The sequence below is a fragment of the Variovorax sp. OK212 genome (assembly GCF_900112425.1).
Lineage (GTDB): Bacteria > Pseudomonadota > Gammaproteobacteria > Burkholderiales > Burkholderiaceae_C > Variovorax.
On record NZ_FOLP01000011.1, the window covers coordinates 119,026 to 142,175 of the forward strand.

Annotated in this window: 21 protein-coding genes; 14 read left to right on the plus strand and 7 right to left on the minus strand. The window is 69.8% G+C overall.

Annotated elements, in window-relative coordinates; all coding sequences use genetic code 11:
* From xdhB to BM004_RS26775, 10 genes are all read left to right on the plus strand, one after another.
* Positions 1-2,460, plus strand: a complete 2,460-nt coding sequence (xdhB, locus tag BM004_RS26730) for a xanthine dehydrogenase molybdopterin binding subunit (protein ID WP_093129354.1) — start codon at positions 1-3, stop codon at positions 2,458-2,460.
* A 103-nt stretch (positions 2,461-2,563) separates the two neighbouring features.
* The gene (locus tag BM004_RS26735) at positions 2,564-3,559 is read left to right on the plus strand and encodes a LysR family transcriptional regulator (RefSeq protein ID WP_093129355.1); all 996 of its coding nucleotides are present in this window, start codon (positions 2,564-2,566) and stop codon (positions 3,557-3,559) included.
* A 77-nt stretch (positions 3,560-3,636) separates the two neighbouring features.
* A complete protein-coding gene (locus BM004_RS26740; RefSeq protein ID WP_093129356.1) occupies positions 3,637-5,037 on the plus strand; it encodes an NCS2 family permease in 1,401 nt (466 codons plus the stop codon).
* Between the two features lie 121 nt (positions 5,038-5,158).
* Positions 5,159-6,685 carry an ABC transporter ATP-binding protein gene (locus tag BM004_RS26745; protein WP_093218087.1) on the plus strand — a complete coding sequence of 509 codons (1,527 nt, stop codon included), beginning with the start codon at positions 5,159-5,161 and terminating at the stop codon, positions 6,683-6,685.
* Entirely contained in the window at positions 6,678-7,829 is a 1,152-nt protein-coding gene (locus BM004_RS26750; protein ID WP_093129358.1) for an ABC transporter permease, read from the plus strand. Before BM004_RS26745 ends, BM004_RS26750 begins: the two co-directional genes overlap by 8 nt.
* 2 nt (positions 7,830-7,831) lie before the next feature.
* Positions 7,832-8,752 (plus strand): ABC transporter permease, encoded by a 921-nt coding sequence (locus BM004_RS26755; RefSeq protein ID WP_093218088.1) that lies wholly within the window; start codon positions 7,832-7,834, stop codon positions 8,750-8,752.
* Positions 8,753-8,800: 48 nt separating this feature from the next.
* Complete coding sequence (locus BM004_RS26760) at positions 8,801-9,973, plus strand: BMP family ABC transporter substrate-binding protein (RefSeq protein ID WP_093218090.1); 1,173 nt, start codon at positions 8,801-8,803, stop codon at positions 9,971-9,973.
* 63 nt (positions 9,974-10,036) lie between these two features.
* Positions 10,037-10,459, plus strand: coding sequence for a hypothetical protein (locus BM004_RS26765; RefSeq protein ID WP_143072519.1), 423 nt, complete (start codon positions 10,037-10,039; stop codon positions 10,457-10,459).
* 63 nt (positions 10,460-10,522) lie between these two features.
* A complete protein-coding gene (locus tag BM004_RS26770) occupies positions 10,523-11,440 on the plus strand; it encodes an AraC family transcriptional regulator (protein ID WP_093218093.1) in 918 nt (305 codons plus the stop codon).
* Positions 11,441-11,627: 187 nt separating this feature from the next.
* Entirely contained in the window at positions 11,628-13,154 is a 1,527-nt protein-coding gene (locus tag BM004_RS26775; RefSeq protein ID WP_093218095.1) for a S1C family serine protease, read from the plus strand.
* Positions 13,155-13,181: 27 nt separating this feature from the next.
* Here BM004_RS26775 and BM004_RS26780 read toward each other — a convergent pair whose 3' ends face one another.
* From BM004_RS26780 to BM004_RS26805, 6 genes are all read right to left on the minus strand, one after another.
* Positions 13,182-14,030, minus strand: a complete 849-nt coding sequence (locus BM004_RS26780; RefSeq protein WP_093218192.1) for an HpcH/HpaI aldolase family protein — start codon at positions 14,028-14,030, stop codon at positions 13,182-13,184.
* Between the two features lie 5 nt (positions 14,031-14,035).
* The gene (gene hpaH / locus BM004_RS26785; RefSeq protein WP_093129364.1) at positions 14,036-14,848 is read right to left on the minus strand and encodes a 2-oxo-hept-4-ene-1,7-dioate hydratase; all 813 of its coding nucleotides are present in this window, start codon (positions 14,846-14,848) and stop codon (positions 14,036-14,038) included.
* The gene (locus tag BM004_RS26790) at positions 14,845-15,726 is read right to left on the minus strand and encodes a fumarylacetoacetate hydrolase family protein (protein WP_093218096.1); all 882 of its coding nucleotides are present in this window, start codon (positions 15,724-15,726) and stop codon (positions 14,845-14,847) included. The genes hpaH and BM004_RS26790 overlap by 4 nt, the downstream gene beginning before the upstream one ends.
* Entirely contained in the window at positions 15,723-16,610 is an 888-nt protein-coding gene (locus BM004_RS26795) for an amidohydrolase family protein (protein ID WP_093129366.1), read from the minus strand. Before BM004_RS26795 ends, BM004_RS26790 begins: the two co-directional genes overlap by 4 nt.
* Before the next feature lie 73 nt (positions 16,611-16,683).
* Complete coding sequence (locus tag BM004_RS26800) at positions 16,684-17,103, minus strand: RidA family protein (protein WP_093129367.1); 420 nt, start codon at positions 17,101-17,103, stop codon at positions 16,684-16,686.
* Between the two features lie 7 nt (positions 17,104-17,110).
* Positions 17,111-18,112, minus strand: a complete 1,002-nt coding sequence (locus BM004_RS26805) for a Bug family tripartite tricarboxylate transporter substrate binding protein (RefSeq protein ID WP_256220059.1) — start codon at positions 18,110-18,112, stop codon at positions 17,111-17,113.
* A 203-nt stretch (positions 18,113-18,315) separates the two neighbouring features.
* On the opposite strand from BM004_RS26805, the gene BM004_RS26810 reads away from it, so the two are divergent.
* The 4 genes from BM004_RS26810 to BM004_RS26825 all read left to right on the plus strand — a co-directional run bounded on the left by BM004_RS26810 (position 18,316) and on the right by BM004_RS26825 (position 22,558).
* Complete coding sequence (locus BM004_RS26810; RefSeq protein ID WP_093218098.1) at positions 18,316-18,951, plus strand: flavin reductase family protein; 636 nt, start codon at positions 18,316-18,318, stop codon at positions 18,949-18,951.
* Positions 18,932-19,762 carry an IclR family transcriptional regulator gene (locus BM004_RS26815; protein ID WP_093218099.1) on the plus strand — a complete coding sequence of 277 codons (831 nt, stop codon included), beginning with the start codon at positions 18,932-18,934 and terminating at the stop codon, positions 19,760-19,762. The genes BM004_RS26810 and BM004_RS26815 overlap by 20 nt, the downstream gene beginning before the upstream one ends.
* A gap of 211 nt (positions 19,763-19,973) precedes the next feature.
* Positions 19,974-20,687, plus strand: coding sequence for a response regulator transcription factor (locus tag BM004_RS26820; protein ID WP_093129370.1), 714 nt, complete (start codon positions 19,974-19,976; stop codon positions 20,685-20,687).
* 23 nt (positions 20,688-20,710) lie between these two features.
* Positions 20,711-22,558, plus strand: a complete 1,848-nt coding sequence (locus tag BM004_RS26825) for a sensor histidine kinase (protein WP_256220060.1) — start codon at positions 20,711-20,713, stop codon at positions 22,556-22,558.
* Positions 22,559-22,568: 10 nt separating this feature from the next.
* Here the strand turns inward: BM004_RS26825 and BM004_RS26830 are convergent, their stop codons facing one another.
* Positions 22,569-23,147 (minus strand): amino acid synthesis family protein, encoded by a 579-nt coding sequence (locus BM004_RS26830; protein ID WP_093129545.1) that lies wholly within the window; start codon positions 23,145-23,147, stop codon positions 22,569-22,571.
* Positions 23,148-23,150: the final 3 nt, after the last annotated feature.

Consider the following 23,150-nt stretch of genomic DNA (forward strand, 5'->3'; position numbering starts at 1 on the left):
ATGAACAAACCCATCGACGCCCGCCTGCTGCAGCCCGCCGAGGCCTTTGCCGACTACCTGACCAACGCCGCCGCGCGCATCGACGTGGGCGCCGAAGCGCTGGCGCACGAGCGCGGCATGCGCGTGGGCATCAGCCGCCCGCACGAGTCGGCGCACCTGCACGTGGCCGGCGAGGCCACCTACATCGACGACATTCCCGAGCTTGCCGGCACGCTGCATTGCGCGCTGGGCCTGTCGCCGGCCGCCAACGGCCGCGTCACGGCGCTGTCGCTGGACGCCATTCGCGCGATGCCGGGCGTGGTCGCGGTGCTCACGGCCGACGACATCCCGGGCACCAACGACTGCGGCTCGATCATTCACGACGACCCCATCCTGCTGCCGGTGAACGACGGCGGAGAGATCCGCTACCTCGGCCAGCCGGTGTTCGCCGTGATCGCCGAGACCCGCGACGCCGCGCGCCGCGCCGCCGCCAAGGCGAAGGACGCGCTGACCATCGAGGCGCAGCCGCCCGTCATCACGCCGCAGGACGCCCATGCGCGCGGCCAGTACGTGGTGCCGCCGATGCACATCGTGCGCAGCGGCGGCGGTGCCAACGGGGGCGACGAGGCGGCAGTGCACGCCGCCATCGCGCAGGCGCCGCACCGCCACAAGTCCACGCTCGACGTGGGCGGGCAGGAGCAGTTCTACCTGGAAGGGCAGATCAGCTACGCCATTCCGAAGGAAGGCGGCGCGCTGCACATTCACTGCTCCACGCAGCACCCGAGCGAAATGCAGCACCTGGTGGCGCATGCCATGCACCTGCAGTCGAACGAGGTGCATGTGGAATGCCGGCGCATGGGCGGCGGCTTCGGCGGCAAGGAGTCGCAGTCGGCGCTGTTCGCCTGCGTGGCCGCCGTGGCGGCGCGGCAATTGCAGCGCCCGGTGAAGCTGCGGCTGGACCGCGACGACGACTTCATGGTCACCGGCCGGCGCCACTGCTTCTGGTACGAGTACGAGGTGGGCTACGACGACGAGGGCCGCATCCTGGGCGCGGAGATCACCATGGTCTCGCGCGCCGGACATTCGGCCGACCTGTCGGGTCCGGTGATGACGCGCGCGCTGTGCCACTTCGACAACGCCTACTGGCTGCCCAACGTGAGCATGCACGGCTTCTCGGGCAAGACCAACACGCAGAGCAACACGGCCTTTCGCGGCTTCGGCGGCCCGCAGGGCGCCATTGCCATCGAGAACATCATGGACTCGGTGGCGCGCGAGCTGAAGCGCGACCCGCTGGACGTGCGGCGCGTCAACTTCTACGGCAAGACGGAGAACAACGTCACGCCGTACCGCCAGACCGTGACCGACAACATCGTCCACGAACTCGTGGCCGAGCTCGAAGCCAGCAGCGACTACCGCGCGCGGCGCGAAGACATCGCGGCCTTCAACAAGAAGAGCACGGTGCTCAAGCGCGGGCTGGCGCTGGCGCCGCTGAAGTTCGGCATCTCGTTCAACGTGAAGCACTTCAACCAGGCCGGCGCGCTGGTCCATGTGTACACCGACGGCTCGATCCTGGTGAACCACGGCGGCACCGAGATGGGCCAGGGCCTGAACACCAAGGTGGCGCAGGTGGTGGCGCACGAGCTGGGCGTGAGCTTCGAGCGCGTGCGCGTCACCGCGACCGACACCACCAAGGTGGCCAACACCTCGGCCACGGCGGCCTCGACCGGCGCCGACCTGAACGGCAAGGCCGCGCAGGACGCGGCCCGCCAGATCCGCGAGCGCCTGGCCGATTGCGCGGCCGAGCGCCACGGCGGCAAGGCCGGCGACGTGCGCTTCGCCAACGACAAGGTCGAGGTCAACGGCCGCACGCTGGCCTTCAGCACCGTGGTGGGCGAGGCCTACCTGGACCGCAAGCAGCTCTGGTCCGACGGCTTCTATGCCACGCCCGGCCTGAGCTGGGACAAGGACAAGATGCAGGGCCGCCCGTTCTACTACTACGCCTACGGCGCGGCGGTGAGCGAGGTGATCGTCGACACGCTCACCGGCGAATGGAAGCTGCTGCGCGCCGACATCCTGCACGACGCGGGCAAGTCGCTGAATCCGGCGGTGGACATCGGCCAGGTCGAGGGCGCCTTCATCCAGGGCATGGGCTGGCTCACCACCGAGGAGCTGGTGTGGCACCCGCAAAGCGGCAAGCTCACCACACATGCGCCCAGCACCTACAAGATCCCGACGGCCAACGACTGCCCGCCGGTGTTCAACGTGCGCCTGTTCGAGGGCCAGAACTTCGAGGACTCCATCCACCGCAGCAAGGCCGTGGGCGAACCGCCGCTGCTGCTGCCGTTCTCTGTGTTCTTCGCGATCCGCGACGCCGTGTCGGCCGCGGGCGGGCACCGGGTCGATCCGCCGCTGAAGGCGCCGGCCACGAGCGAGTCGATCCTTCGCGCCATCACGATGGTGCAGGCAGCATCGGTCGAATGACAGCGGGCCGTGCTCGCACGGTCCGAGCTTCACTTCCAACCCCCGGTTCGCCAAATGCTGCGCTGTATAACTGTTCGCACAGACAAGAAAGGTGTGAACAGCCATGAGAGACCAAGCGCTTTTCGACAAGATCGACCTGCATCTGATCCGGGTGCTTCACACCGTGCTGACCGACCGCAGCGTCTCGCGCGCCGCCATTCGCCTGGGCATGTACCAGCCGGCGGTCTCGGCCGCGCTGAAGCGGCTGCGCGAACTGTCGGGCGACCCGCTGCTGGTGCGCTCGGGCTCGGGCATGGTGCCCACCGACGCGGGGCTGCGCATGATCGAGCCGGCCGCCAGCATCCTGCGTGCGGCCGAGATGCTGTTCTCCGATGCGCGCGGCTTCGATCCGCAATCGGCGGCCACCACCTTTCGCATCGCGGCCAGCGACTACATGGACCCGCTGTTCCTGCCGATGCTGGTGGCGCAGGTCAAGCGCGACGCGCCGCTGTGCCAGATCGAGATCCACGCGCTCTCGCCCGACTCCGACTACCACGGCCACCTGGCGCTCGGCCAGGTCGACCTGGTGATCGGCAACTGGCTCAAGCCGCCGGAAGACCTGCACATGGCGCGCCTGTTCGGCGACGAGGTGGTGTCGCTGGTGAACAAGGACCATCCGGCGGTGCGCCGCGGCTGGGACCTGGAGACCTGGCTGGCGGCCGAGCACATCGCGCCCACGCCCATGCACCCGGGCGGGCGCGGCATCATCGACCAGATGCTCGACGAACTGGGGCGGCAGCGCAACATCACGGCGCGCTGCGCGCACTTCGGCCTCATTCCCGACATGGTGGCCTCCAGCCTGCTGGTGCTGACCACCGGGCGCCAGTACTGCGAGCGCTTCGCGGCGCGGCTGCCGCTGAAGATCCTCGACTGCCCGGTGGCGTTGCCGCGGCTCATGTACTACCAGCTCTGGCACGAACGCACGCATTCGTCGAGCTCGGCGCGCTGGCTGCGCGAATGCATCAAGGACGTGGCGGCGTCGCTGCGCCCTCCGGTTTCCGCGATACCCGGCGGCGCCGCGGCGCGCCCGCCCACGGCGCCTGAAACCTCCGATCCCTGAGAGATCCCGCTCGCGCCGGCGTCGTGAGCGGGGCAACGATGAAGAAACCGCCACTACAACAGCTGGAGACAAGCGAAATGAGTACGTTTGAACAGGCGCCGAAAGGCGCCGAGCCCCGCACGCCGGGGCATGTCGAGTCCGCACGTCCGCGTGCGGCTGTGGGCAGCGCAAGCGGCTCGGGCCTGCTGGAACGGGTGTTCAAGCTCAGCGAGCACAACACCACCGTGCGCATCGAGCTGGTGGCGGGCCTGACCACCTTCCTCACCATGGCCTACATCATCTTCGTGAACCCCAGCATCCTGGGCGACGCGGGCATGCCCAAGGGCGCGGTGTTCGTGGCCACCTGCGTCATCGCGGCCTTCGGCACGCTGATCATGGGCCTGTATGCCAACTACCCGATCGCCATGGCGCCGGGCATGGGCCTGAACGCCTATTTCTCGTACGTGGTGGTGCTGGGCATGGGCTACACGTGGCAGGTGGCGCTGGGCGCGGTGTTCATCTCGGGCTGCCTGTTCCTGGTGGTCACGGTCACGGGGCTGCGCAAGCTGATCATCGACGGCATACCGCACTCGCTGCGAACGGCGATCACGGTGGGCATCGGCATGTTCCTGGCGCTGGTGGCGCTGAAGAGCGCCGGCGTGGTGGCGGCGTCGCCTGCCACTTTCGTGACGCTGGGCGACGTGCATTCGGCCCCGGTGATCCTGGCGACCATCGGCTTCTTCCTGATCGTGATCCTCGACCGCCTGAAGGTGCGCGGCGCCATCCTCATCGGCATCCTGGCCGTGACCGTGGCCTCGTTCTTCGTGGGCGGCAACAAGTTCGAAGGCGTGTTCGCGGCGCCGCCGTCGGTGGCACCCACCTTCATGCAGCTGGACGTGATGGGCGCGCTCAAGGGCGGCATCCTGAACGTGGTGCTGGTGTTCTTCCTGGTCGAGATGTTCGACGCCACCGGCACGCTGATGGGCGTGGCCAAGCGCGCCGGCCTGCTGGTGCCGGGCAAGATGGAGCGCATGAACAAGGCGCTGCTGGCCGACAGCGGCGCGATCTTCGCGGGCTCGCTGCTCGGCACGTCGAGCACCACGGCCTACGTGGAAAGCGCGGCGGGCGTGCAGGCGGGCGGACGCACCGGCCTCACGGCGGTGGTGGTGGCCGCGTTGTTCCTGGCCTGCCTGATGATCTCGCCGCTGGCGGCCTCGGTGCCGGCCTACGCCACCGCGCCCGCGCTGTTCTTCGTCGGCTGCCTGATGCTGCGCGACCTGACCGAGCTGAACTGGGAAGACACGACCGAGGTGATTCCCGCCGCGCTCACCGCGCTGGCGATGCCGTTCACCTACTCGATCGCCACGGGCCTGGCCTTCGGCTTCATCTCGTACGCGATCCTGAAGCTGTTCACCGGGCGGGCACGGGAAGTGCATGTCTCGGTGTGGATCATCGCGGCCGTGTTCCTCTTCAAGTTCGCCTATGTCGGCGCCCATTGACCTGATGTCAAGGCGGATATGACCGGGTGCTGAGGCGCTCGGGCCGGGGGCGGTGTCGCTATTAAACTTATAGCTGTACACCGCCTGCGATGTTGAACGAGACACTCACGAAAAACCCGGCATGACAACCCCCAGACTCCAGCTCGCGCACATCACCAAGCGGTATCCCGCGGTGGTGGCCAACAGCGACATCTCCCTGGCCGTGCAGCCCGGCGAAATCCACGCCGTGCTCGGCGAGAACGGCGCCGGCAAGTCGACCCTGATGAAGATCATCTACGGGTCGGTCAAGCCCGACGAAGGCACCGTCATGTTCGACGGCCAGGCCGTCAACCTGCGCAACCCGCAGCAGGCCAGGGCGCTGGGCATCAGCATGGTGTTCCAGCACTTCAGCCTGTTCGACACCCTCACCGTGGCCGAGAACGTGTGGCTGGGGCTGGACAAGTCGCTGCAGCTGGCCGAGGTCACGCGCAACATCACCGCCAAGGCCGGCGAATACGGCCTGGACATCGACCCCGCGCGGCCGGTGCACACGCTGTCGGTGGGCGAGATGCAGCGCGTGGAGATCATCCGCGCGCTGCTGACCAACCCCAAGCTGCTGATCCTGGACGAACCCACCTCGGTGCTCACGCCGCAGGCGGTCGTCAAGCTGTTCAACGTGCTGAAGAAGCTGTCGTCCGAGGGCTGCAGCATCCTGTACATCAGCCACAAGCTGCACGAGATCCAGGAGCTGTGCAGCGCCTGCACCGTGCTGCGCGGAGGCAAGGTCACGGGCGTGTGCAATCCGCAGAACGAAAGCACGCAGTCGCTGTCGCGCCTCATGATCGGCAGCGAGCCGCCGCCGCTGCAGCACCGCCCGGTGCACGCGGGCGCGGCGGCGCTGCGCGTGAAGGGCCTGACGCTGGCGCGCGAAGACCAGTTCGGCGTGGACCTCGAGGCCATCTCCTTCGACGTGCGCGCGGGCGAGGTGGTCGGCATTGCCGGGGTTTCGGGCAACGGCCAGAAGGAGCTGCTGTACACGCTGTCGGGCGAGGACGTGCGCGCCGACGCGGCCATGGTCCAGGTGTTCGACAAGCTGGCCGGCCGGCTGCGCCCGCGCGCGCGGCGCGCGCTGGGCCTGCACTTCGTGCCGGAGGAGCGGCTGGGCCGCGGCGCCGTGCCCACGCTGGGCCTGGCGCACAACCTGCTGCTCACGCGCAGCGACGCGGTGGGCCGCGGCGGGTGGATCCGCACCGGCGCGCTCGAGCGCCAGGCCAAGGCCATCATCGAGCGCTTCAAGGTCAAGGCCGGCGGCCCCAAGGCGGCTGCGCGCTCGCTGTCGGGCGGCAACCTGCAGAAATTCATCGTCGGCCGGGAGATCGACGCCAATCCCAGGCTCTTCATCGTCTCGCAGCCCACCTGGGGCGTGGACGTGGGCGCCGCGGCGCTCATCCATGCCGAGATCCTGGCGCTGCGCGACGCCGGCTGCGCCGTGCTGGTCATCAGCGAGGAGCTCGACGAACTGTTCAACATCTGCGACCGGCTGCACGTCATCGCCAAGGGGCGGCTGTCGCCCTCCATCGACCGCGCGGCGGCCACGCTGCCGCAGATCGGCGAATGGATGAGCGGCCTGTGGCAAGGCCGGCAGCATTCGGAGGCCACCCATGCTTAAGCTCGAACCCCGCCCGGAGCTCTCGCGCTTCTGGAGCTATGCCTCGCCGATCCTGGCGCTGCTGATCACCGTGTTGATCGGCGTGGCGCTGTTCGCCGCGCTCGGCAAGGACCCGGTGAAGGGCCTGCTGGTGTTCTTCTACGAACCCATCAAGAACGGCTACGCCATCGGCGAGCTGATGGTCAAGGCCACGCCGCTGCTGATCATCGCGCTGGGGCTGGCCGTGTGCTTCCGCTCGAACGTGTGGAACATCGGCGCCGAAGGGCAGTTCGTGTTCGGCGCCATCGCGGCCGGCGGCGTGGCGCTGCTGGCCGACAAGAACACGGGCCAGTGGATCGTGGCGGCCATCCTGGTCGCGGGCATCCTCGGCGGCATGGTGTGGGCGGGCATCGTCGCGTTCCTGCGCGACAAGTGCAACGCCAACGAGATCCTGGTGAGCCTGATGCTGGTCTACGTGGCCACGCTGCTGCTGGGCTACATGGTCTACGGGCCCTGGAAAGACCCGAACGGCTACAACTTCCCGCAGACCAAGACCTTCGAGGCCATCACGCAGATCCCGCGCCTGTTCAAGGGCTCGCGCGTGACGATCGGGCTGGTCATCGCGCTGGTGGGCGCGGGGGCGCTGTGGGTGTTCCTGTTCCGCACGCGGGCGGGCTTCGCGCAGCAGGTCGGCGGCCTGGCGCCGGCGGCCTCGCGCTACGCCGGCTTCTCGGCGCGCCGCGCCGTGTGGATCGCGTTGCTGACCTCCGGCGGCGCGGCCGGCCTGGCCGGCGCGCTCGAAGTGGCCGGCCCGCTCGGCCAGCTCACGCCGTACGTGCCGGCGGGCTACGGCTTCGCGGCCATCATCGTGGCCTTCGTCGGCCGGCTGCACCCGGTGGGCATGGTCTTCTCGGCCATCCTGATGAGCATGTTCTACATAGGCGGCGAGCTCGCGCAGTCGCGCCTCGGCCTGCCCAAGTCGCTGACCGGCGTGTTCCAGGGCCTGCTGCTGTTCACGCTGCTGGCCTGCGACACGCTCATTGCGTACCGCGTGCGCCGCAAGGCGGCCGCCAAGGCCGCTGCCGCCACCATGACGACGGCCTCGCTGCAGGCCAGCACGCCGATCACCGCACCCGTCGCGCGTGCCACCGAAGGGAGCCACTGACCATGGAAAGCTACGCACTCCTGCTCGGCTCCACGCTGAGCGCGGGCACCGTGCTCGCCATTGCGGCGCTGGGCCTGCTCATCAACGAGAAGGCCGGCATCGTCAACCTGGGCGCCGAGGGCCTGATGCTGTGCGCCGCCATCGCGGGCTTTGCCACGGTGGTCGTCACGCGCAACCCCTGGCTGGGCTTCCTGGCCGGCATGGCGGCGGGCGCGCTGCTGGCGGCCTTCTTCGGCGTGCTGGTGATCTGGCTCAACACCAACCAGTACGCGACCGGGCTGGCGCTGAGCCTGTTCGGCGTGGGCTTCTCGGCCTTCGCGGGCATCAACTTCGTGCAGGCCAAGCTGCCCGAGAGCGTGTCGTACGCCATTCCCGTGCTCGGCGACATTCCGCTGGTCGGCCCGGCGCTGTTCCGCCACCACCCGATGGTGTATTTCGCGGTGGTGCTCACCTTCGCGCTGATCTGGTTCCTGTACCGCACGCGCGCCGGCCTGGTGCTGCGCTCGGTCGGCGAATCGCCCGAGTCGGCGCATGCGCTGGGCTACCCGGTGCGGCGCATCCGCTTCCTGGCGGTGATCGCGGGCGGCGCGCTGTGCGGGCTGGCGGGGGCCTACCTGTCCACCGTCTACACCCCGCTGTGGGTCGAGGGCATGGTCGCGGGCCGCGGCTGGATCGCGCTGGCGCTCACCACCTTCGCCACCTGGCGGCCGGTTCGCGTGCTGCTGGGCGCCTACCTGTTCGGCGGCGTGACGATGCTGGGCTTTCACCTGCAGAGCAGCGGCATCGACGTGCCCGTGCAGTTCCTCAGCATGCTGCAGTACATCGCCCCCATCGTGGTGCTGGCGCTGATCTCGCGCAACCCGACGTTCATCCGCGCCAACATGCCGGCTTCCATCGGGAAACCGTTCTACCCCGGCTCATAATCGCGTTCTCGTTTTTCCGCCAACCTGTCCTTTTGAGGATTTCCGACAATGAATGATCTGAACAAGCGCTCCCTGCTCAAGCTGGCCGCCCTCACGGCGGTCGCTTCGGCGGCCCTGATCGGCTGCGGCAAGAAAGAAGAAGCGGCAGCACCGGCCGCGGCGCCCGCTCCGGCCCCGGCACCCGCCGCAGCGGCACCCGCCCCGGCAGCGCCGCTGAACATCGCATTCGCCTATGTCGGACCCGTGGGCGACGGCGGCTGGACCTTCGCGCACGACAACGCCCGCAAGGCGCTCGAGAAGGAATTCGGCGACAAGATCAAGACCACCTTCGTCGAAAGCGTGCCCGAAGGCGCCGACGCCGAGCGCGTGTTCCGCGACATGGTCGGCCAGGGCAACAAGCTGATCTTCGGCACCACCTTCGGCTACATGGAACCCATGCTGAAGGTCGCGGCCGACAGCAAGGACGTGAAGTTCGAGCACGCCACCGGCTACAAGACCGCCGAGAACATGCGCACCTACGACAGCCGCACGTACGAAGGCGCGTACATGGCCGGCGTGATCGCCGGTGCCATGACCAAGAGCAACACGCTGGGCGTGGTCGGCTCGGTGCCGATTCCCGAAGTGCTGCGCAACATCAACAGCTTCACGCTGGGCGCGCAGTCGGTCAACCCGAAGATCACGACCAAGGTCGTGTGGGTGAACGAATGGTTCAGCCCGCCGAAGGAAACCGAAGCCGCCACCGCCCTGATCAACGGCGGCGCCGACGTGCTGTTCCAGAACACCGACTCGCCGGCCGTGCTCAAGACCGCGCAAGAAAAGGGCAAGCGCGCCTTCGGCTGGGACTCCGACATGACCGCCTACGGTCCCAAGGCCCACCTGGCCTCGGCCACCATCAACTGGACCCCGTACTACATCAAGGCCACCCAGGAAGCCCTGGACGGCAAGTGGGCCACCGGCACCAGCTGGTGGGGCGTGAAGGAAGGCGCCATCGACCTCGTGTCGATCGCCGACGACGTGCCGGCCGAAGCCAAGGCCAAGGTCGAGGAAGTCAAGAAGGGCCTGAAGGACGGCAGCTTCGTGATCTGGAAGGGTCCGATCCTGGGCCAGGACGGCAAGGAAGTGATCGCCAAGGATGCCGTGGCCGACGACAAGTTCCTGTCGGGCGTGAACTTCTACGTCAAGGGCGTGGAAGGCAAGGTGCCGGGCGGCGACAAGAAGTAATTCTTCCGTCCGTACGATCCGAGGGCCGCCCGTGGGCGGCCTTTGTCATTTGAAGAAGGAAGAATGCGCACCATGAAATTCCAGGGCATTGCCGCTGCATGCACGGGGCTGTTGTCGGCCTCGTTCTTATCCATCGCCTGCGCTGCACCGGCCGCACCGACTGCACCGGCTGCATCGGCCGTGTTCACGCAAGACGAGCAACCCCTGCGCCAGGCCGTCGAAGACGCCGCCATGTGCTTCCACTTCGCGGGCGAGTTCTCGGGCGACGGCTCCGCGCGCGACAAGGAAGTGGCGCGCGCGCAGCGCAAGGTCTGCAGGAAGGACGGCCAGCGCCTCGTGATGCAGGCCTACAGGAAGAACCCGCGCGACGAGCGCCTGTACCCCGCCGTGCTGATGCTCGACGGGCTGGTGCCCGGGGCGCCGCTGCCTGCCGTCGAGAAGGCGCGCCTGTGCGCCGCCGCGAAGACGGAGCTGGTCTGCGAGTGACGCGCACCGGCGCCAGAAGCAGAGCCAGCACGGGCACCCGCATCGGCGACTAACATGCGCCCCATGCCATCTCCCTCCTGCGGCGACAGCCGCTTCGGCCAGCGCCTGGCGATGCAGTACGGCGTCGACGCCGTGCCCTCGCTCGTCGCCACCTCGCGCTGGGGCTCGGAGCTGGTCATTGCGCACATGCACTACGAGCAGCCGCACCTGTTCGTGCTGCCGCCGCTGCCCGCCGAGGACGCCTTCGTGCTCAGCGTGGAAATCGCCTCGGGCGGCAGCCGGCGCATCCGCAGCGGCGGCACCGAACTGCGGCTGGGCCTGCAGCAGGAGGGCGCCTTCCACATCGCCGACCTGTCGCAGTGCGCCAGCGCCTACGTGTGCAGCCCGTTCCATTCGATGCTGTTCCACCTGCCGCGCACCACCATCGACGCCTTCGCCGAAGAGATGGACGTGCCGCGCGTGGGCGCGCTGCGTTGCGACGCGGGCACGGTCGACCCGGTGGTGGCCAGCCTGGGCCGGGCCATGCTGCCGGCGCTGATGCAGCCCGAGACGGCGAGCACGCTGTTCGTCGACCACCTCACGCTGGCGCTGAAGGCCCATGTGCTGCACGCCTACGGCGGCGTGGCGGGCGCGGCCAGTGCCGAGCCGCGCGGCCTGGCGCCCTGGCAGGAGCGCCGAGCCAAGGCCTTCCTGATGGCGCACCTGGCCGGCGACGTGTCGCTGGCCGAGGTGGCGCGCGAATGCGCGCTGTCGCGCAGCCATTTCAGCAAGGCCTTCAAGCAGACCACGGGGCAGACACCGCACGCGTGGCTGGTGTCGCAGCGCGTGGCGGCGGCACGCCGTCTGCTGGCGCAACCCGAGCTGCCGATCGCGGAGATCGCCGCGGCCTGCGGCTTCTCCGACCAGAGCCACCTGACGCGGGTGTTTTCCGCGCATGTGGGGACGTCGCCGGCACGCTGGCGGCGCCTGAACGCGGATTGAGCGCCGGCTGAGCGCAGGTTGGCGCCGGCTGAGCGCCGATTGGGGCCGATCGAGCTTCGGCTGAACGCCGACCGATTCGCGCATCCGTCTTCCCATGAAAAAGGGATGGGCAGTGTCGCGGGCGGACGGGAACATCCACGCATCACCCCACCTGGCGACTCGCGCGCCGTCCTCTGCCCACCAGTCCATGCACCGCGCCACGCCGAACCTTCGCCGCCTCCTCGCCCTCGCCCTGGTGCTGCTGTGCACCCAACTGACCGGCTGCTTCACCGTCGCCCACGCCGTGCTCGACTCCGCCATCCAGGGCGCGGCCGAGGCCAACATGACGCCCGAGACCATGGGCATCTCCACGAGCCAGTACCGCGGCTTCGACTGCCGGCACCTGGGCGAGCTGGAACGCAACTTCATCGGCGAGAGCAACAGCGCCGCGAACGACGCCATGATGCGCAAGGCCATGGGCTGGCACGTCGACGCGATCCGCCAGGTGCGCCAGGAGCAGGGCTGCGGCGGGGCTTCCGCGACGGCGGGCACTGCGGCCGTTGCGGCCGCGCCCGCCGGCAACGCGAGCACGACCTTCTATTTCTACTGCTACGCCACCGACATGGACCCGAAGGTCCGCAAGACCGTCGCCAGCACCGTGTTCGAGCAATCCGTCCCGGCGATGGACCCCATGGCGCGCTTCAACTACGTCGGTGCCGCCGAAGAAGAGTTCAAGCGCAACGTCGTGCCGCAGCACGGCGTGCCGGATGCGCGTGCGACCTGTGCGGTCGAGGACACGCTGGCCAAGGCCAACAGCAGCCGGGCGCGCTACCGCGGCCTGTTCAGCGGTTTCAACCTGACCTTCATCGACCTGGCCTGGCGGCCCGTTGCCAAGGCCGTGGCGAGCGCCGCGCCAGCCGCGGGGGCGCCACCGGCCGGCCAGGCCGGCGCCGGCGACTCACGCGACTCACGCGGCGTGCGCGGCGCGCTCGGCATCAGGGCCGACGCGGTGAGCGATTCGGTGGGCCGGGCCATGGGCCTGCAGCCGGTTCGCGGTGCGCTGGTCGTCGAACTGGAGAAGGGCGCCGCCGCCGGACTCAAGCCGCTCGACGTGGTGCTCGAAGTTGCCGGCCAGCCGGTGAACCAGCCCGCCGACCTGAGCGCGATCGTGGCCCGCATGCGCCCCGGCTTCAAGGCGCCGCTGCGGGTCTGGCGCGACCGGGCCCTGCACGACGTCGTGGTGGAGGTGGGGTCGAGGGCGCAGTTTGCCGGTGCCGCCGCTGCACCCGCAGCGCCTGCATCGGTGCCGGCCCCGGTGGCGGCCGCCCCCGTCGCGCTCGACCCGGCCGATGTGCCGGGCAAGTACTGCGTCGTCTTCATGATGGCCGACGGCAGCGTGGGCAAGCCGGTCGACGTGGCATCGACGGTCTGGGAAACGCGCGCCGAGAACGACGTGCCGGCGCTGAAGGCCGCGCTGAGCTCCTTTGTCGCCCACATGCGCAGCACGCAACCCGGCGTGTGGCATGCGGACTTCAATGCGCCGGTCTGCTACCAGGACAAGTCGGGCTATTGCCAGGCGCGGGCCGTCCACATGTTCGGCACCTCGCAGGACGCCTACCTGCGGTGCGGCGCGACCCGGCGCGAGCTCGATGCGCGCTTCGAGTCGGAGCTTCGCGATCTGCTGAAGACGGACCCCGCGAAAGCGCAGCGCATCGCGTGGAAGCCCCAGCCCTGAACGGCTGAACGGCTGAACGCCGGCCGGTCAGTAGGCGATCGATCCGGCCTGCGCGGACTGCGCGGCCTGTGCGGCCTGCGTGGTCTTGCTCCGGTCCTGGAAGCGCGCCGCGGCCGCCTCGGCGCCGCGCGCCAGAATCTGCAGGTCCATCGCCACCGCCACGAACAGCGCGCCCAGCGCCAGGCACTCGCGCGCCCGGGCGTCGTCCAGCATCAGGATGCCGGGCGCCTTGCCCCTGGCGCGGATGCAGCGGATGGCGTCGTCGATGGCGCGCCGGACCTCGGGGTGGCCCGGGTCGCCCGGATGCCCGAGGCTGGCCGACAGGTCCGCCGGCCCGATGAAGACGCCGTCCACGCCGTCCACCGCGAGAATCTCCTCGAGGTGGTCGAGCGCCTCGCGCGTTTCCACCTGCACCAGCACGCAGAGCTCGTCCTGCGCGCGCTTCACGTAGTCGCCGATGCGCCCGAAGTTCGACGCCCGCACCGAGCCGCCCATGCCGCGCACGCCGTCCGGTGCATAGCGCGTGGCGCGCACCGCGGCCTGCGCCTCGGCCGCGCTCTGCACGAAGGGCAGCAGCAGGCTCTGCGCGCCGATGTCCAGGTAGCGCTTGATGAGCACCGTGTCGTTCCAGTCGGGCCGCACCACGGCCGAGGTGCGCCGCGCGGTGTCGGCCGGCACCGCGGCGGTCACGGCCTGCAGCTGGTGCAGCATGTGCGGCACGTCGGTGGGCGTGTGCTCGGTGTCCAGCAGCACCCAGTCGAAGCCCGCGCCCGCGACGATCTCCGACACGTACGGGTCGGGCAGCGTCGACCACAGGCCGATCTGCGGCACGCCGGCCGCCAGCGCGCGCTTGAAGTGGTTGGGCAGCACCGGCATGGCGCTCACCCGAAATGGCACGACACCGTGCCGAAGTCGCCGTAGTCGGCCACCACCGTGTCGCCCTTGCCGACCTCGATCGGCCGGATGAACGAGCCCGCCAGGATGACCTGGCCGGCCTGCAGCGTCACGCCGAAGCGGTGCAGCCGGTTGGCCAGCCACGCCACGCCGTAGCCCGGGTGGTTGAGCACGCCCGCGGCCAGGCCGGTTTCCTCGACCTCGCCGTTGCGGCTCACGATGGCGCCGATGCGCCGCATGTCCGCATCGGTCACGGCCGGCTTGAAGGGCCGCCCGCCCAGCACCAGCGCGGCATTGGCCGCGTTGTCGGAGATGGTGTCGAAGACGTTGCGCGTGCGCCCGGTGGCGGGGTCGACGCGCTGGATGCGCGCATCGAGGATTTCGAGCGCGGGCGTCACGTAGGCCGTGGCGTCGAGCACGTCGAACAGCGTGCAGTCGGGGCCCGACAGCGGCCGGGCCAGCACGAAGGCCAGCTCGGCCTCGATCTTCAGCTGCAGGAAGCGCTCGCTGGGAATCACCGCGCCGTCGCGGTAGAACATGTCGTCCAGCAGCGTGCCGTAGTCGGGCTCGGCGATGTTCACCGCGCGCTGCATCGCCTTGGAGGTCAGGCCGATCTTGTGGCCCTTCACCGTGCGGCCGTTGCGCAGCTTCAGCTGCATCCACGCATGCTGGATGGCGTACGCGTCGTCGATGCCCATGTCCGGGTAGTCGAGCGAGAACTGGCGGCACGCCACGCGGCTGTGCTGCGCCTGCTCGAGCCGCTCGGCGGCCTGCGAGAGGGTGGCGGCGTCCAGGCTCATGGCAGCGACTCCTCGGCGCGCACCACGTTGCGCAGCACGCCCACGCCGCTCACCTCGACCTCGACCACGTCGCCGGGCTTCAGGAATTTCGGCGGATCGAAGCGGATGCCGGCACCCGTCGGCGTGCCCGTGGCGATGATGTCGCCGGGCTCCAGCGTGGTGAAGGTCGACAGGTAGTGCACCAGGTAGGCGAAGTCGAACATCAGGTTGGCGGTGGTGTCGTCCTGGCGCGCTTCGCCGTTCACGCGGGTCTGCACGCGCAGCGCGCCGAAGCCCTGCGGGAACTCGTCGGCCGTGACGATCCACGGGCCGATGGCGCCCGACGCATTGAAGTTCTTGCCCTGCGTCACGTTGAACTTGGCGTGGTGCACCCAGTCGCGGATGGTGCCTTCGTTCATGCAGGTCAGCCCGCCGATGCAGGCCAGGGCTTCGTCGCCGCTCACGCGGCGCGCGCGGCGGCCGATGACGATGGCGATCTCGCCCTCGTAGTCGAGCTGCGTCGATTCGAGCGGCTGCTGCAGCGCCTCGCCGTGGCCCACGAAGGACTCGGCCACGCGCATGAAGATGCTCGGGTACTTCGGCAGGTCGCTGCCGTCCTTGTACTCGGCGTTGCGGTGCGCGTAGTTCACGCCGATGCAGAACACGCGCCGCGGCTGCGCAATGGGCAGCTCGAAGCGCACGTCGGCCAGCGCGTGGTCGGCGGCGGCACCTTCGGCCGCGGCGCGGGCCTGGGCCAGCGCGGCTTCACCGCCGGCCAGCAGCGCGGACACCGAAGCGAAGGCGCCCAGGCGGCGCCCCAGGTCGACGACGCCGTTGCCGTCGGCGGTGAGGCAGCCCCAGTGCGAGGCGCCGCCGTGCAGGTAGCTGATGAGTTTCATGCGGTCTCGAATCCAAAGAAGCGGGCGGGGTTGTCGACAAGAATCTTCTGCCGCGTGGCGGCGTCGGGTGCGAAGCGGTAGAGCAGCTCCAGCAGCGCGCCCTCGTTGGGCGGCTGCTTGACCGACACGGGGTGCGGCCAGTCGCTGCCCCACACGCAGCGCTCGGGCGCGGCCTCGATCAGGCGCTGCGCGAGCGGCACCACGTCGTTCCACGGCGCGCCGGTTTTCGAGATCTTCTCGGACAGCGACAGCATCACCCAGAAGTTGCCGCGCGCCAGCAGCTCGCGCATGCGCGCCAGGCTCGCATCGGCGTCGCCCAGCGAGGGGTCGGCGCGGCCCATGTGGTCCAGCAGCACGGGCACGTCGAGCGACTCGAAGGTGGCGAGCTGCTCGGCGATGCCGTGGGGCTCGGGCTGCACCTTGACGTACCAGCCCAGTTCCTTCACGCGGGCGAAGGCCCGTGCCTGCTCGGCCGCGCTCAGGCTGATGCCGAGCCCGCCGCGCGTGAAGCGCGCGCCGCGCACGCCGGCGTCGTGCAGCTTGTGCAGGTAGGCGTCGTCGCGCTCGGTCAGCACGGCGGCGTTGGCGCACGCCATGTAGCGGCGCGGCCCGCCGGCGTTCAGGCCCTCGAGCGCGTCGAGCACCACCGTGTGGTCGGCGCCGTAGGTGGTGGCCTGCACGATCACCCCGCGCTGGATGCCCAGCGTGGCGTGAAGCCGCTGCGCCACCTGCCAGGTGGCGCTGGGCATTTCGTAGGCGGCGTTGGGCCGCACCGGGTATTGCTCGCGCGGGCCGAAGACGTGGAACTGGCTGTCGCACGACAGCGCGGGCGGCAGCGGCACGGGCGCGCGCGGGTGAGGGTCGAAGGGGAGGTAGTCGGCCATGGGGATGAGGGATTGCAAGAGGGGCGAATGGATCGAAAGCGTCGAAAGGATCGAAGGAGGCGAACGGGTCTGTTCAGGCGATCCACGCGGTGAAGCTGCACTCGATGAGCTTCCCCATGTCCAGCTCGGGCGCGATGATCGCGTGGCGCGCGGGCCGCGAGGCGGCGTCGGGGAACATCTCGAGCCAGGGCACGTTGAGCGCGGGGCGCTGGCTGCGGTCCTTCATCCACACCGTGAGCTTCACGATGTCCTGCGTGCCGCCGCCCGCCGCCTCGACGATGCGGCGCACGTTGTCGAGCATGAAGCGGCACTGCGCCTCGATGCTCTCGGCCGGCTTGCCGGTGGCGGGGTCGTTGCCCTGGATGCTGCCGCTCTCCAGCAGCGGGCCGGCGCGGCAGGCCGCCGGAATCGGGTTCTTGTGGCCGAAGCCGTCGATGTAGACGCTGGCGCGCGCGGCGGGCGCGGTGCGCCCCAGGGTGGTGGTGGCACTCATCGGGTGGTCATTCGGCGGTGATGTTGGCTTGCTTGATGACGGGCATCCAGCGCGCGTCTTCCTTGGTCAGGAACTCGGCGAACTGCTTGGGCGTGCTGCCGCGGGCCTCGGAGCCCAGCGTCTGGAAGCGGGCCTGCACGGCCTTGTCGGCAAGGATCTTGCGCAGCGCCTCCGACAGGCGCGTCACCACTTCCGGTGGCGTTGCGCGCGGCGCCAGGATGCCGGTGAAGGTCTCGGTGCTGAAGTCCTTGAAGCCGGCCTCCTGCAGGGTCGGCACGTCGGGCAGCTGCGGCAGGCGCTTGGCCGAGGTGACCGCCAGCGCGCGCGTGCGGCCCTGCTGGATGAAGGGGCCGGCCACCGAGATCTGGTCGAAGTTGAACTGCACCTGGCCGCCCAGCAGGTCGGTGGTGGCGGGCGCGTTGCCCTTGTAGTGCACCGTGGTCCAGTGCGCCTTGCTCTCGCGCTGCAGGTACTCGCTCACCAAGTGGTTCTGCGTGCCCGCGCCGGGCGAGGCCATGGTCAGCTGGTTGCCGGGCTTCCTGGCTTCGGTGAGCAGGTCGGCCACGGTCTTGTACGGCGTGGAGGGGTGCACCTGCAGCACCAGCGGCGTGAACGACACCGAGCTGACCGGCGCGAAGTCCTTCTTCCAGTCGTAGGCGTTGCGCTTGAAGATGGTCGGCGAGAACAGGATCGGGCCGTTCGCGCCCATGAAGAAGGTGTAGCCGTCGGGCGTGGCCTTGGCCACGTACTCCGCGGCGATCATGCCGCCGGCGCCGGGCCGGTTGTCCACGATGAAGGGCTGCTTGAACACGGCCTGCAGCTGCTCGCTGATGATGCGCGCGGCACCGTCGACGTTGCCACCGGGCGGGTAGGGCAGCACGAGCTTCACGGGCTTGTCGGGCCAGGCGTCCTGCGCGGTGGCGGGCAGTGCGGCGAGGGCCGCGCATGCGGAAACCGCAATGGTCGCCGCGGTGGCAAGGGCCGGGAATGTGGCGCTGAAATTCTTCAAGTCATGTCTCCTGATTCGACACCGGCACCGCAAGTTGGCTGCGGTTTCATCGGCGACCCATGCACTCTAAGAATTTGCGCCCGGATGCTGCAATGCAATATCCTCCGGTTGTTCCATATGGTGGACGTTTTCCGAAAGTCCGCGCACGGCGCCGCCGAAGCGCTGCGGACAATCGAGGCCCAGCCACCTCACAAGGCCCTGCCATGTTTCTCGATGCCGGCGACCTGTCGCCCGAAGCCACCTACCGCCTGATGAGCGGCATCGTCGTGCCGCGTCCCATCGCGTGGATCACCACGCTGTCGGAGGCCGGCGTGGTCAACCTCGCCCCGTTCTCCTGCTTCACCTTCGTGTCGAACAAGCCGCCGCTGCTGGGCGTGAACATCGGGCGCAAGGCGGGGCAACGCAAGGACACGGGTGCCAACATCCATGCGCTGGGCGAGTTCGTGGTGAACATCGGCGACGCCTCGCAGATGGTCGCCATCCACGAGAGCAGCGCCGAGCACGCGCCCGACGTGAGCGAGGCCGAGCTGCTCAGCCTGGGCACGCTGGCCTGCCGCACGGTGCGCGTGCCGCGCCTGGCGGACGCGCCGGTCAGCATGGAATGCAAGCTCGAGCGCGTGATCGCCTTCGGCGAGACCGGCGCCGAGTTCATCGTCGGCGAGGTCACGGCCTTTCACATCCGCGACGGGCTGGTGCACAACGGCAAGGTCGACACGCGCGCGCTCGACCCGGTCTGCCGCATCGGCGGGCCCAACTACGCGACGCTGGGCGAGATCGTCACGCTGCGCGGCATGCAGCAGACGCCCAAGGCGGTGATGGATGGCGGCAGCGGCGGATAGGAAGGACACCGGCGCCGACACCTCGGCCACCGCCGGCGCGCAGAGCGTGCGCCGCGCGCTGGCGGTGCTGCGCGTGCTGGCCACCGGCCAGGAGCGCGGCGTTCGCCTGACCGACGTGGTGAGCCACACCGGCCTGAACCGGCCGACCGTGCACCGCCTGCTGAGCGTGCTGGTGGAAGAGGGCGCGGTCGAGCAGGACCTGTCCACGCGGCGCTACCTGGTGGGCGGCGAGGTCTCGCTGCTGGGCCTGGCGCGCGCGAGCCGCTTTCCCATCCAGGCCATTGCCGAGCCGCACCTGCGCTACCTCAGCGAGAGCCTGGGCGACACCGCGTTCCTCACCATCCGCAACGGCACCGACTCGGTGTGCATCGACCGCAGGACCGGCAGCTTTCCGGTGAAAGTGCTGTCCATCGAGATCGGCGCGCGCCGGCCGCTGGGCGTGGGCGTGAGCGGGCTGGTGCTGCTGGCCTCGCTGCCGGCCGACGAGGCGGCCGACGTGGTGCGGCGCAATGCGCGCAAGCTCAAGGCCCTGCACGTGGACCCGGCCGAATTGCTGGCGCGCGCGGTGCGCACCCGCGCGCAGGGCTATGCCTACGCGCCGGTCGGCGTGGTGCCGGGCTCGCGCGCGGTCGCGGTGCCGATCTGCCTGGCCGATGGCCGCACCGTGGCCGGCCTGGCCATCGCCACCATCACCGAGCGCCTGCCCGACGCGCGCGTGGAGAGCGTGGTCGCACAGATGCGCGCGCGGGCCCAGCTCATCGGGGCGCAGGCCGCGGAGCTGGCGCGCAGGAAGTCGGCGCGGAATCCCTGAGTTATGGCCCGCCTGGGCCGCGCCGCGGCGGTTTTCACTGGTTCTAGGGATTGGTGATCACCTGCTGCATCGCTAGCATCGGCACCATGCCGCGCGGCGCGTCTTGCTAAGCTCCCCGGCACCCGACCGCATGCTTCCGTACCCCCCTGAATCGACACCCCATGACCCCGCTTTGGCCCGAGACCCCGCACCGCTCCTTCCAGGGCCTGGCATGCCGCTAGGCGCCGGCGGCGCGGCCGCGCAGGCGCCATCGGCGCCCGAATGGCGCGAGGCCCTGCTGCCGGCGCCGGTGCTCGTGGTGGAAGACGAACCGCTGATGCAGCGGCGCATCCACACCCTGCTGACCCAGTTCGGCTACGAGGACGACGCGCTGGTCTTCGCCGGCACCTTCGCGCAGGCGCAGGCCTGCATGGCGGCCCAGCCGCATGCGCTGGCGCTGGTGGACATCGAGCTGCCCGACGGCAACGGCGTGTCGCTGATCGAACAGCTGCGCGCCGAAGACCCGGGCCTGAGCATCCTCGTGATCTCGGCGTGGAGCACCGAGGACGTGATCCTCACCGCGCTGCGCGCCGGCGCCACCGGCTATGTGCTCAAGGAACGCGACGACATCGAGCTGTCGCTGGCCATCCGCAGCGTGCTGCGCGGCGGCGCGCCCATCGACCCCTTCATTGCCAGCCGCATCCTCGAGCTGGTCCACTCGCCGGCCACCACGCCGGGCCATGTCGATGCCGGCGTGCTCAGCCGGCGCGAGGCCGAGATCCTGCAGCTCGTCGCGCTGGGCCTCACCAACCGGGAGATCGCGCAGCAGCTCTTCCTGTCCAAGCACACCGTCGAATGCCACATCAAGCACATCTACCAGAAGCTCGCCGTGTCGTCGCGCACCAAGGCGGTCTTCGAGGCGCGCTCGCGTGGCTTGCTGGCCTGATCCTTCTCGCCGCGGCCCCCGCCGTGGCCTGGGGCCAGTCGTGCCAGCCGCAGGTCGATCGCATCGAGGCAGCCCAGGCGCGCGCTGACGACGGCGCCCGGCCGGCCGAGGGGTGGAGCCCGGTCACGCTGCCCGACCTCTGGTCGGCGCGCTGGCCCGCGCACGACGGCACGGCCTGGTACCGCATCGACTGGCGCCAGACCTGCGGCGGCACCGCCGAGCCGCTGGCCATTGCCATCGACTACCTCAACATGGCCGGCGCGGTCTTCCTCAACGACGACCTGCTGTGGACCGACCGCCACCTGGCCGAGCCGCTCAGCCGCAGCTGGAACACGCCGCGCTACCTGGTCGTTCCGGCGTCCGCGCTGCGGCCCGGGAGCAATTCGCTGTTCATCAAGGTCGTGGGCAACCGCATCGACGGCGCGGGCCTGGGGCGCGTGCGCATCGGCACGGCCGACGTGGTGGAGCCGTTCTACAGCCACCAGGTGCTGCTGCGCCGGACGCTGCCCGCGATGAACCTCGTGATCTCCATGACGCTGGGCTGCTTCTTCCTGGTGCTGTGGCTCATGCGGCGCAGCGAGCGCTCCTACGGCTGGTATGCCCTCTCCTCGTTCACCTGGCTGCTGTTCGCGAGCAACGCGGTGGCCGCCACGCCGTGGCCCTTCGCCAGCAGCGAGGGCTGGACGCGCTGGATCATGGCGACGCTGCTGGCCTACACCTGCGCGTTCTGCACCTTCCTGTGCCGTTTCGGCGGCCAGCGTTTCGCGCGGGCCGAGGCCGCGCTGTGGCTGTCGTCGGGCCTGCTGGCCGCGGTGGTGGCGTTCGTCGGGCGCGAGGGGCTCGCCGCCGTGGCGGCCTTCGTGTTCATCGGCTGCGGGCTGTTGTTCATGGCGGCGTGCGTGCGCTTCATCTGGCGCGCGCTCTCGACCCGCAAGCCCGAGCACCTCCTGCTGGCGGTCTGCGTGCTGGGCTTCCTGGTGGCGGCCGTGCACGACCTGCTGATGGTGATGCGCGTGCTGGACGACGGCCTGGCCTACACCACGGTCTCGGCGCCGTTGATCATGGTGGGCATGTCCGCCATCCTGGCGTGGAGCTTCACGCGCAACCTGGGGCGCATCGAGCGCTTCAACCTCGAGCTGGAAGAGCGCATTGCCGCCACCCGCCACGAGCTCACCCAGACCCTGAAGCGCGAGCACACGCTGGAGCTGACCAATGCCCGGCTGGGCGAGCGGCTGCAGCTCGCGCACGACCTGCACGACGGCCTGGGCGGCTCGCTGGTGCGCTCCATCGCGCTGGTGGAGCAGTCGGCGCACGCGCTCGAGCCGAACCAGTACCTGTCGATGTTCAAGTCGCTGCGCGACGACCTGCGCCAGGTCATCGACAGCAGCTCCAGCGCGTCGGCGCGCGTGGCGGCCACGCCGACCGAATGGATCGCGCCGATCCGGCACCGCTTCAACCGCATCTTCGAGGAGCTGGGCGTCGCGGGGCGCTGGCAGGTGCCGGCCCGTTGGCCGTGCGAGATCTCGGCCAAGCAGATGCTGGGGTTGACGCGCTTCCTCGAGGAGGCGCTCACCAACGTCATCAAGCACAGCCGCGCGCGGGTCTTCGAAGTGACGCTGCGGGAGCTCGCGCACGACCGCTTCAGCCTGGCGATCGAGGACGACGGCGTGGGGTTCGATGTGGAGGTGATGGCCGGCGGGGGCGCGAGCGTGGGAGGGGGTGCGGGTGCGGCTGCCGTGGCCGGCATCGGCTTGCGCAGCATGGACGCCCGCATCGTGCGCATCGGCGGCACGCTGAGCATCGCGTCCTCGCCCGGGTGCACGCGGCTGGAGGCCCATGTGCGCGTCGTGCCTTCGGACGCGGGCCGATGAACGACGGCGCCTAGCGCTGCCCGTCGTTCGCCGCGATCTGCTCGGCCGCGAGGCCGCCCACCCGCGGATGGATGCGCCCGCCGTTCGACATCACCAGCGCGAACAGGATCTCGTCGGGCCGCGGCGCGTCCTGGATGCCGATCTCGACCGACGAGAAATGGCTGCGCACATAGGCCGCGTGCACATGGTGCAGCGGCACCATCAGCCGGTAGCCGGCACCGGCCACCGCCTTCACCGAAGGCACGATGGCCCTGGGCTCGCCCAGCGCTTCGCGCATGGCCCAGCCTCCGGCCTCGTGCCACACGGCGCCATGCTCCATCTCGCCGTTGACGCCGACGATGGCGGCCTTGCCGTAGGCCTCGACCTGGTCGCGGCCCAGCGAGCGCACCAGCTCTTCGGCCAGGCTTGCGCCGATGGGCTTCACGGCCTCCATGAACGGGAGCAGGTCGGGCTCGAAGCGGCCTGCACAGGGGTTGCGGATGACCGCGCAGGCCGAGGCCACGAGGATCGGCCGGCTCACGCGCGGCCCGCCCTCGTGGAAGATCATCTCGATGTTCAGGCTGCGCTTGCGGATGTCGATGGGCGGCAGGGC

Coding starts and splice junctions, on each gene's coding strand:
- xdhB (WP_093129354.1), top strand. CDS start 1: ATGAACAAACCCATCGACGCCCGCCTGCTGCAGCCCGCCGAGGCCTTT.
- BM004_RS26735 (WP_093129355.1), top strand. CDS start 2,564: ATGAGAGACCAAGCGCTTTTCGACAAGATCGACCTGCATCTGATCCGG.
- BM004_RS26740 (WP_093129356.1), top strand. CDS start 3,637: ATGAGTACGTTTGAACAGGCGCCGAAAGGCGCCGAGCCCCGCACGCCG.
- BM004_RS26745 (WP_093218087.1), top strand. CDS start 5,159: ATGACAACCCCCAGACTCCAGCTCGCGCACATCACCAAGCGGTATCCC.
- BM004_RS26750 (WP_093129358.1), top strand. CDS start 6,678: ATGCTTAAGCTCGAACCCCGCCCGGAGCTCTCGCGCTTCTGGAGCTAT.
- BM004_RS26755 (WP_093218088.1), top strand. CDS start 7,832: ATGGAAAGCTACGCACTCCTGCTCGGCTCCACGCTGAGCGCGGGCACC.
- BM004_RS26760 (WP_093218090.1), top strand. CDS start 8,801: ATGAATGATCTGAACAAGCGCTCCCTGCTCAAGCTGGCCGCCCTCACG.
- BM004_RS26765 (WP_143072519.1), top strand. CDS start 10,037: ATGCGCACCATGAAATTCCAGGGCATTGCCGCTGCATGCACGGGGCTG.
- BM004_RS26770 (WP_093218093.1), top strand. CDS start 10,523: ATGCCATCTCCCTCCTGCGGCGACAGCCGCTTCGGCCAGCGCCTGGCG.
- BM004_RS26775 (WP_093218095.1), top strand. CDS start 11,628: ATGCACCGCGCCACGCCGAACCTTCGCCGCCTCCTCGCCCTCGCCCTG.
- BM004_RS26780 (WP_093218192.1), bottom strand. CDS start 14,030: ATGCCGGTGCTGCCCAACCACTTCAAGCGCGCGCTGGCGGCCGGCGTG.
- hpaH (WP_093129364.1), bottom strand. CDS start 14,848: ATGAGCCTGGACGCCGCCACCCTCTCGCAGGCCGCCGAGCGGCTCGAG.
- BM004_RS26790 (WP_093218096.1), bottom strand. CDS start 15,726: ATGAAACTCATCAGCTACCTGCACGGCGGCGCCTCGCACTGGGGCTGC.
- BM004_RS26795 (WP_093129366.1), bottom strand. CDS start 16,610: ATGGCCGACTACCTCCCCTTCGACCCTCACCCGCGCGCGCCCGTGCCG.
- BM004_RS26800 (WP_093129367.1), bottom strand. CDS start 17,103: ATGAGTGCCACCACCACCCTGGGGCGCACCGCGCCCGCCGCGCGCGCC.
- BM004_RS26810 (WP_093218098.1), top strand. CDS start 18,316: ATGTTTCTCGATGCCGGCGACCTGTCGCCCGAAGCCACCTACCGCCTG.
- BM004_RS26815 (WP_093218099.1), top strand. CDS start 18,932: ATGGCGGCAGCGGCGGATAGGAAGGACACCGGCGCCGACACCTCGGCC.
- BM004_RS26820 (WP_093129370.1), top strand. CDS start 19,974: ATGCCGCTAGGCGCCGGCGGCGCGGCCGCGCAGGCGCCATCGGCGCCC.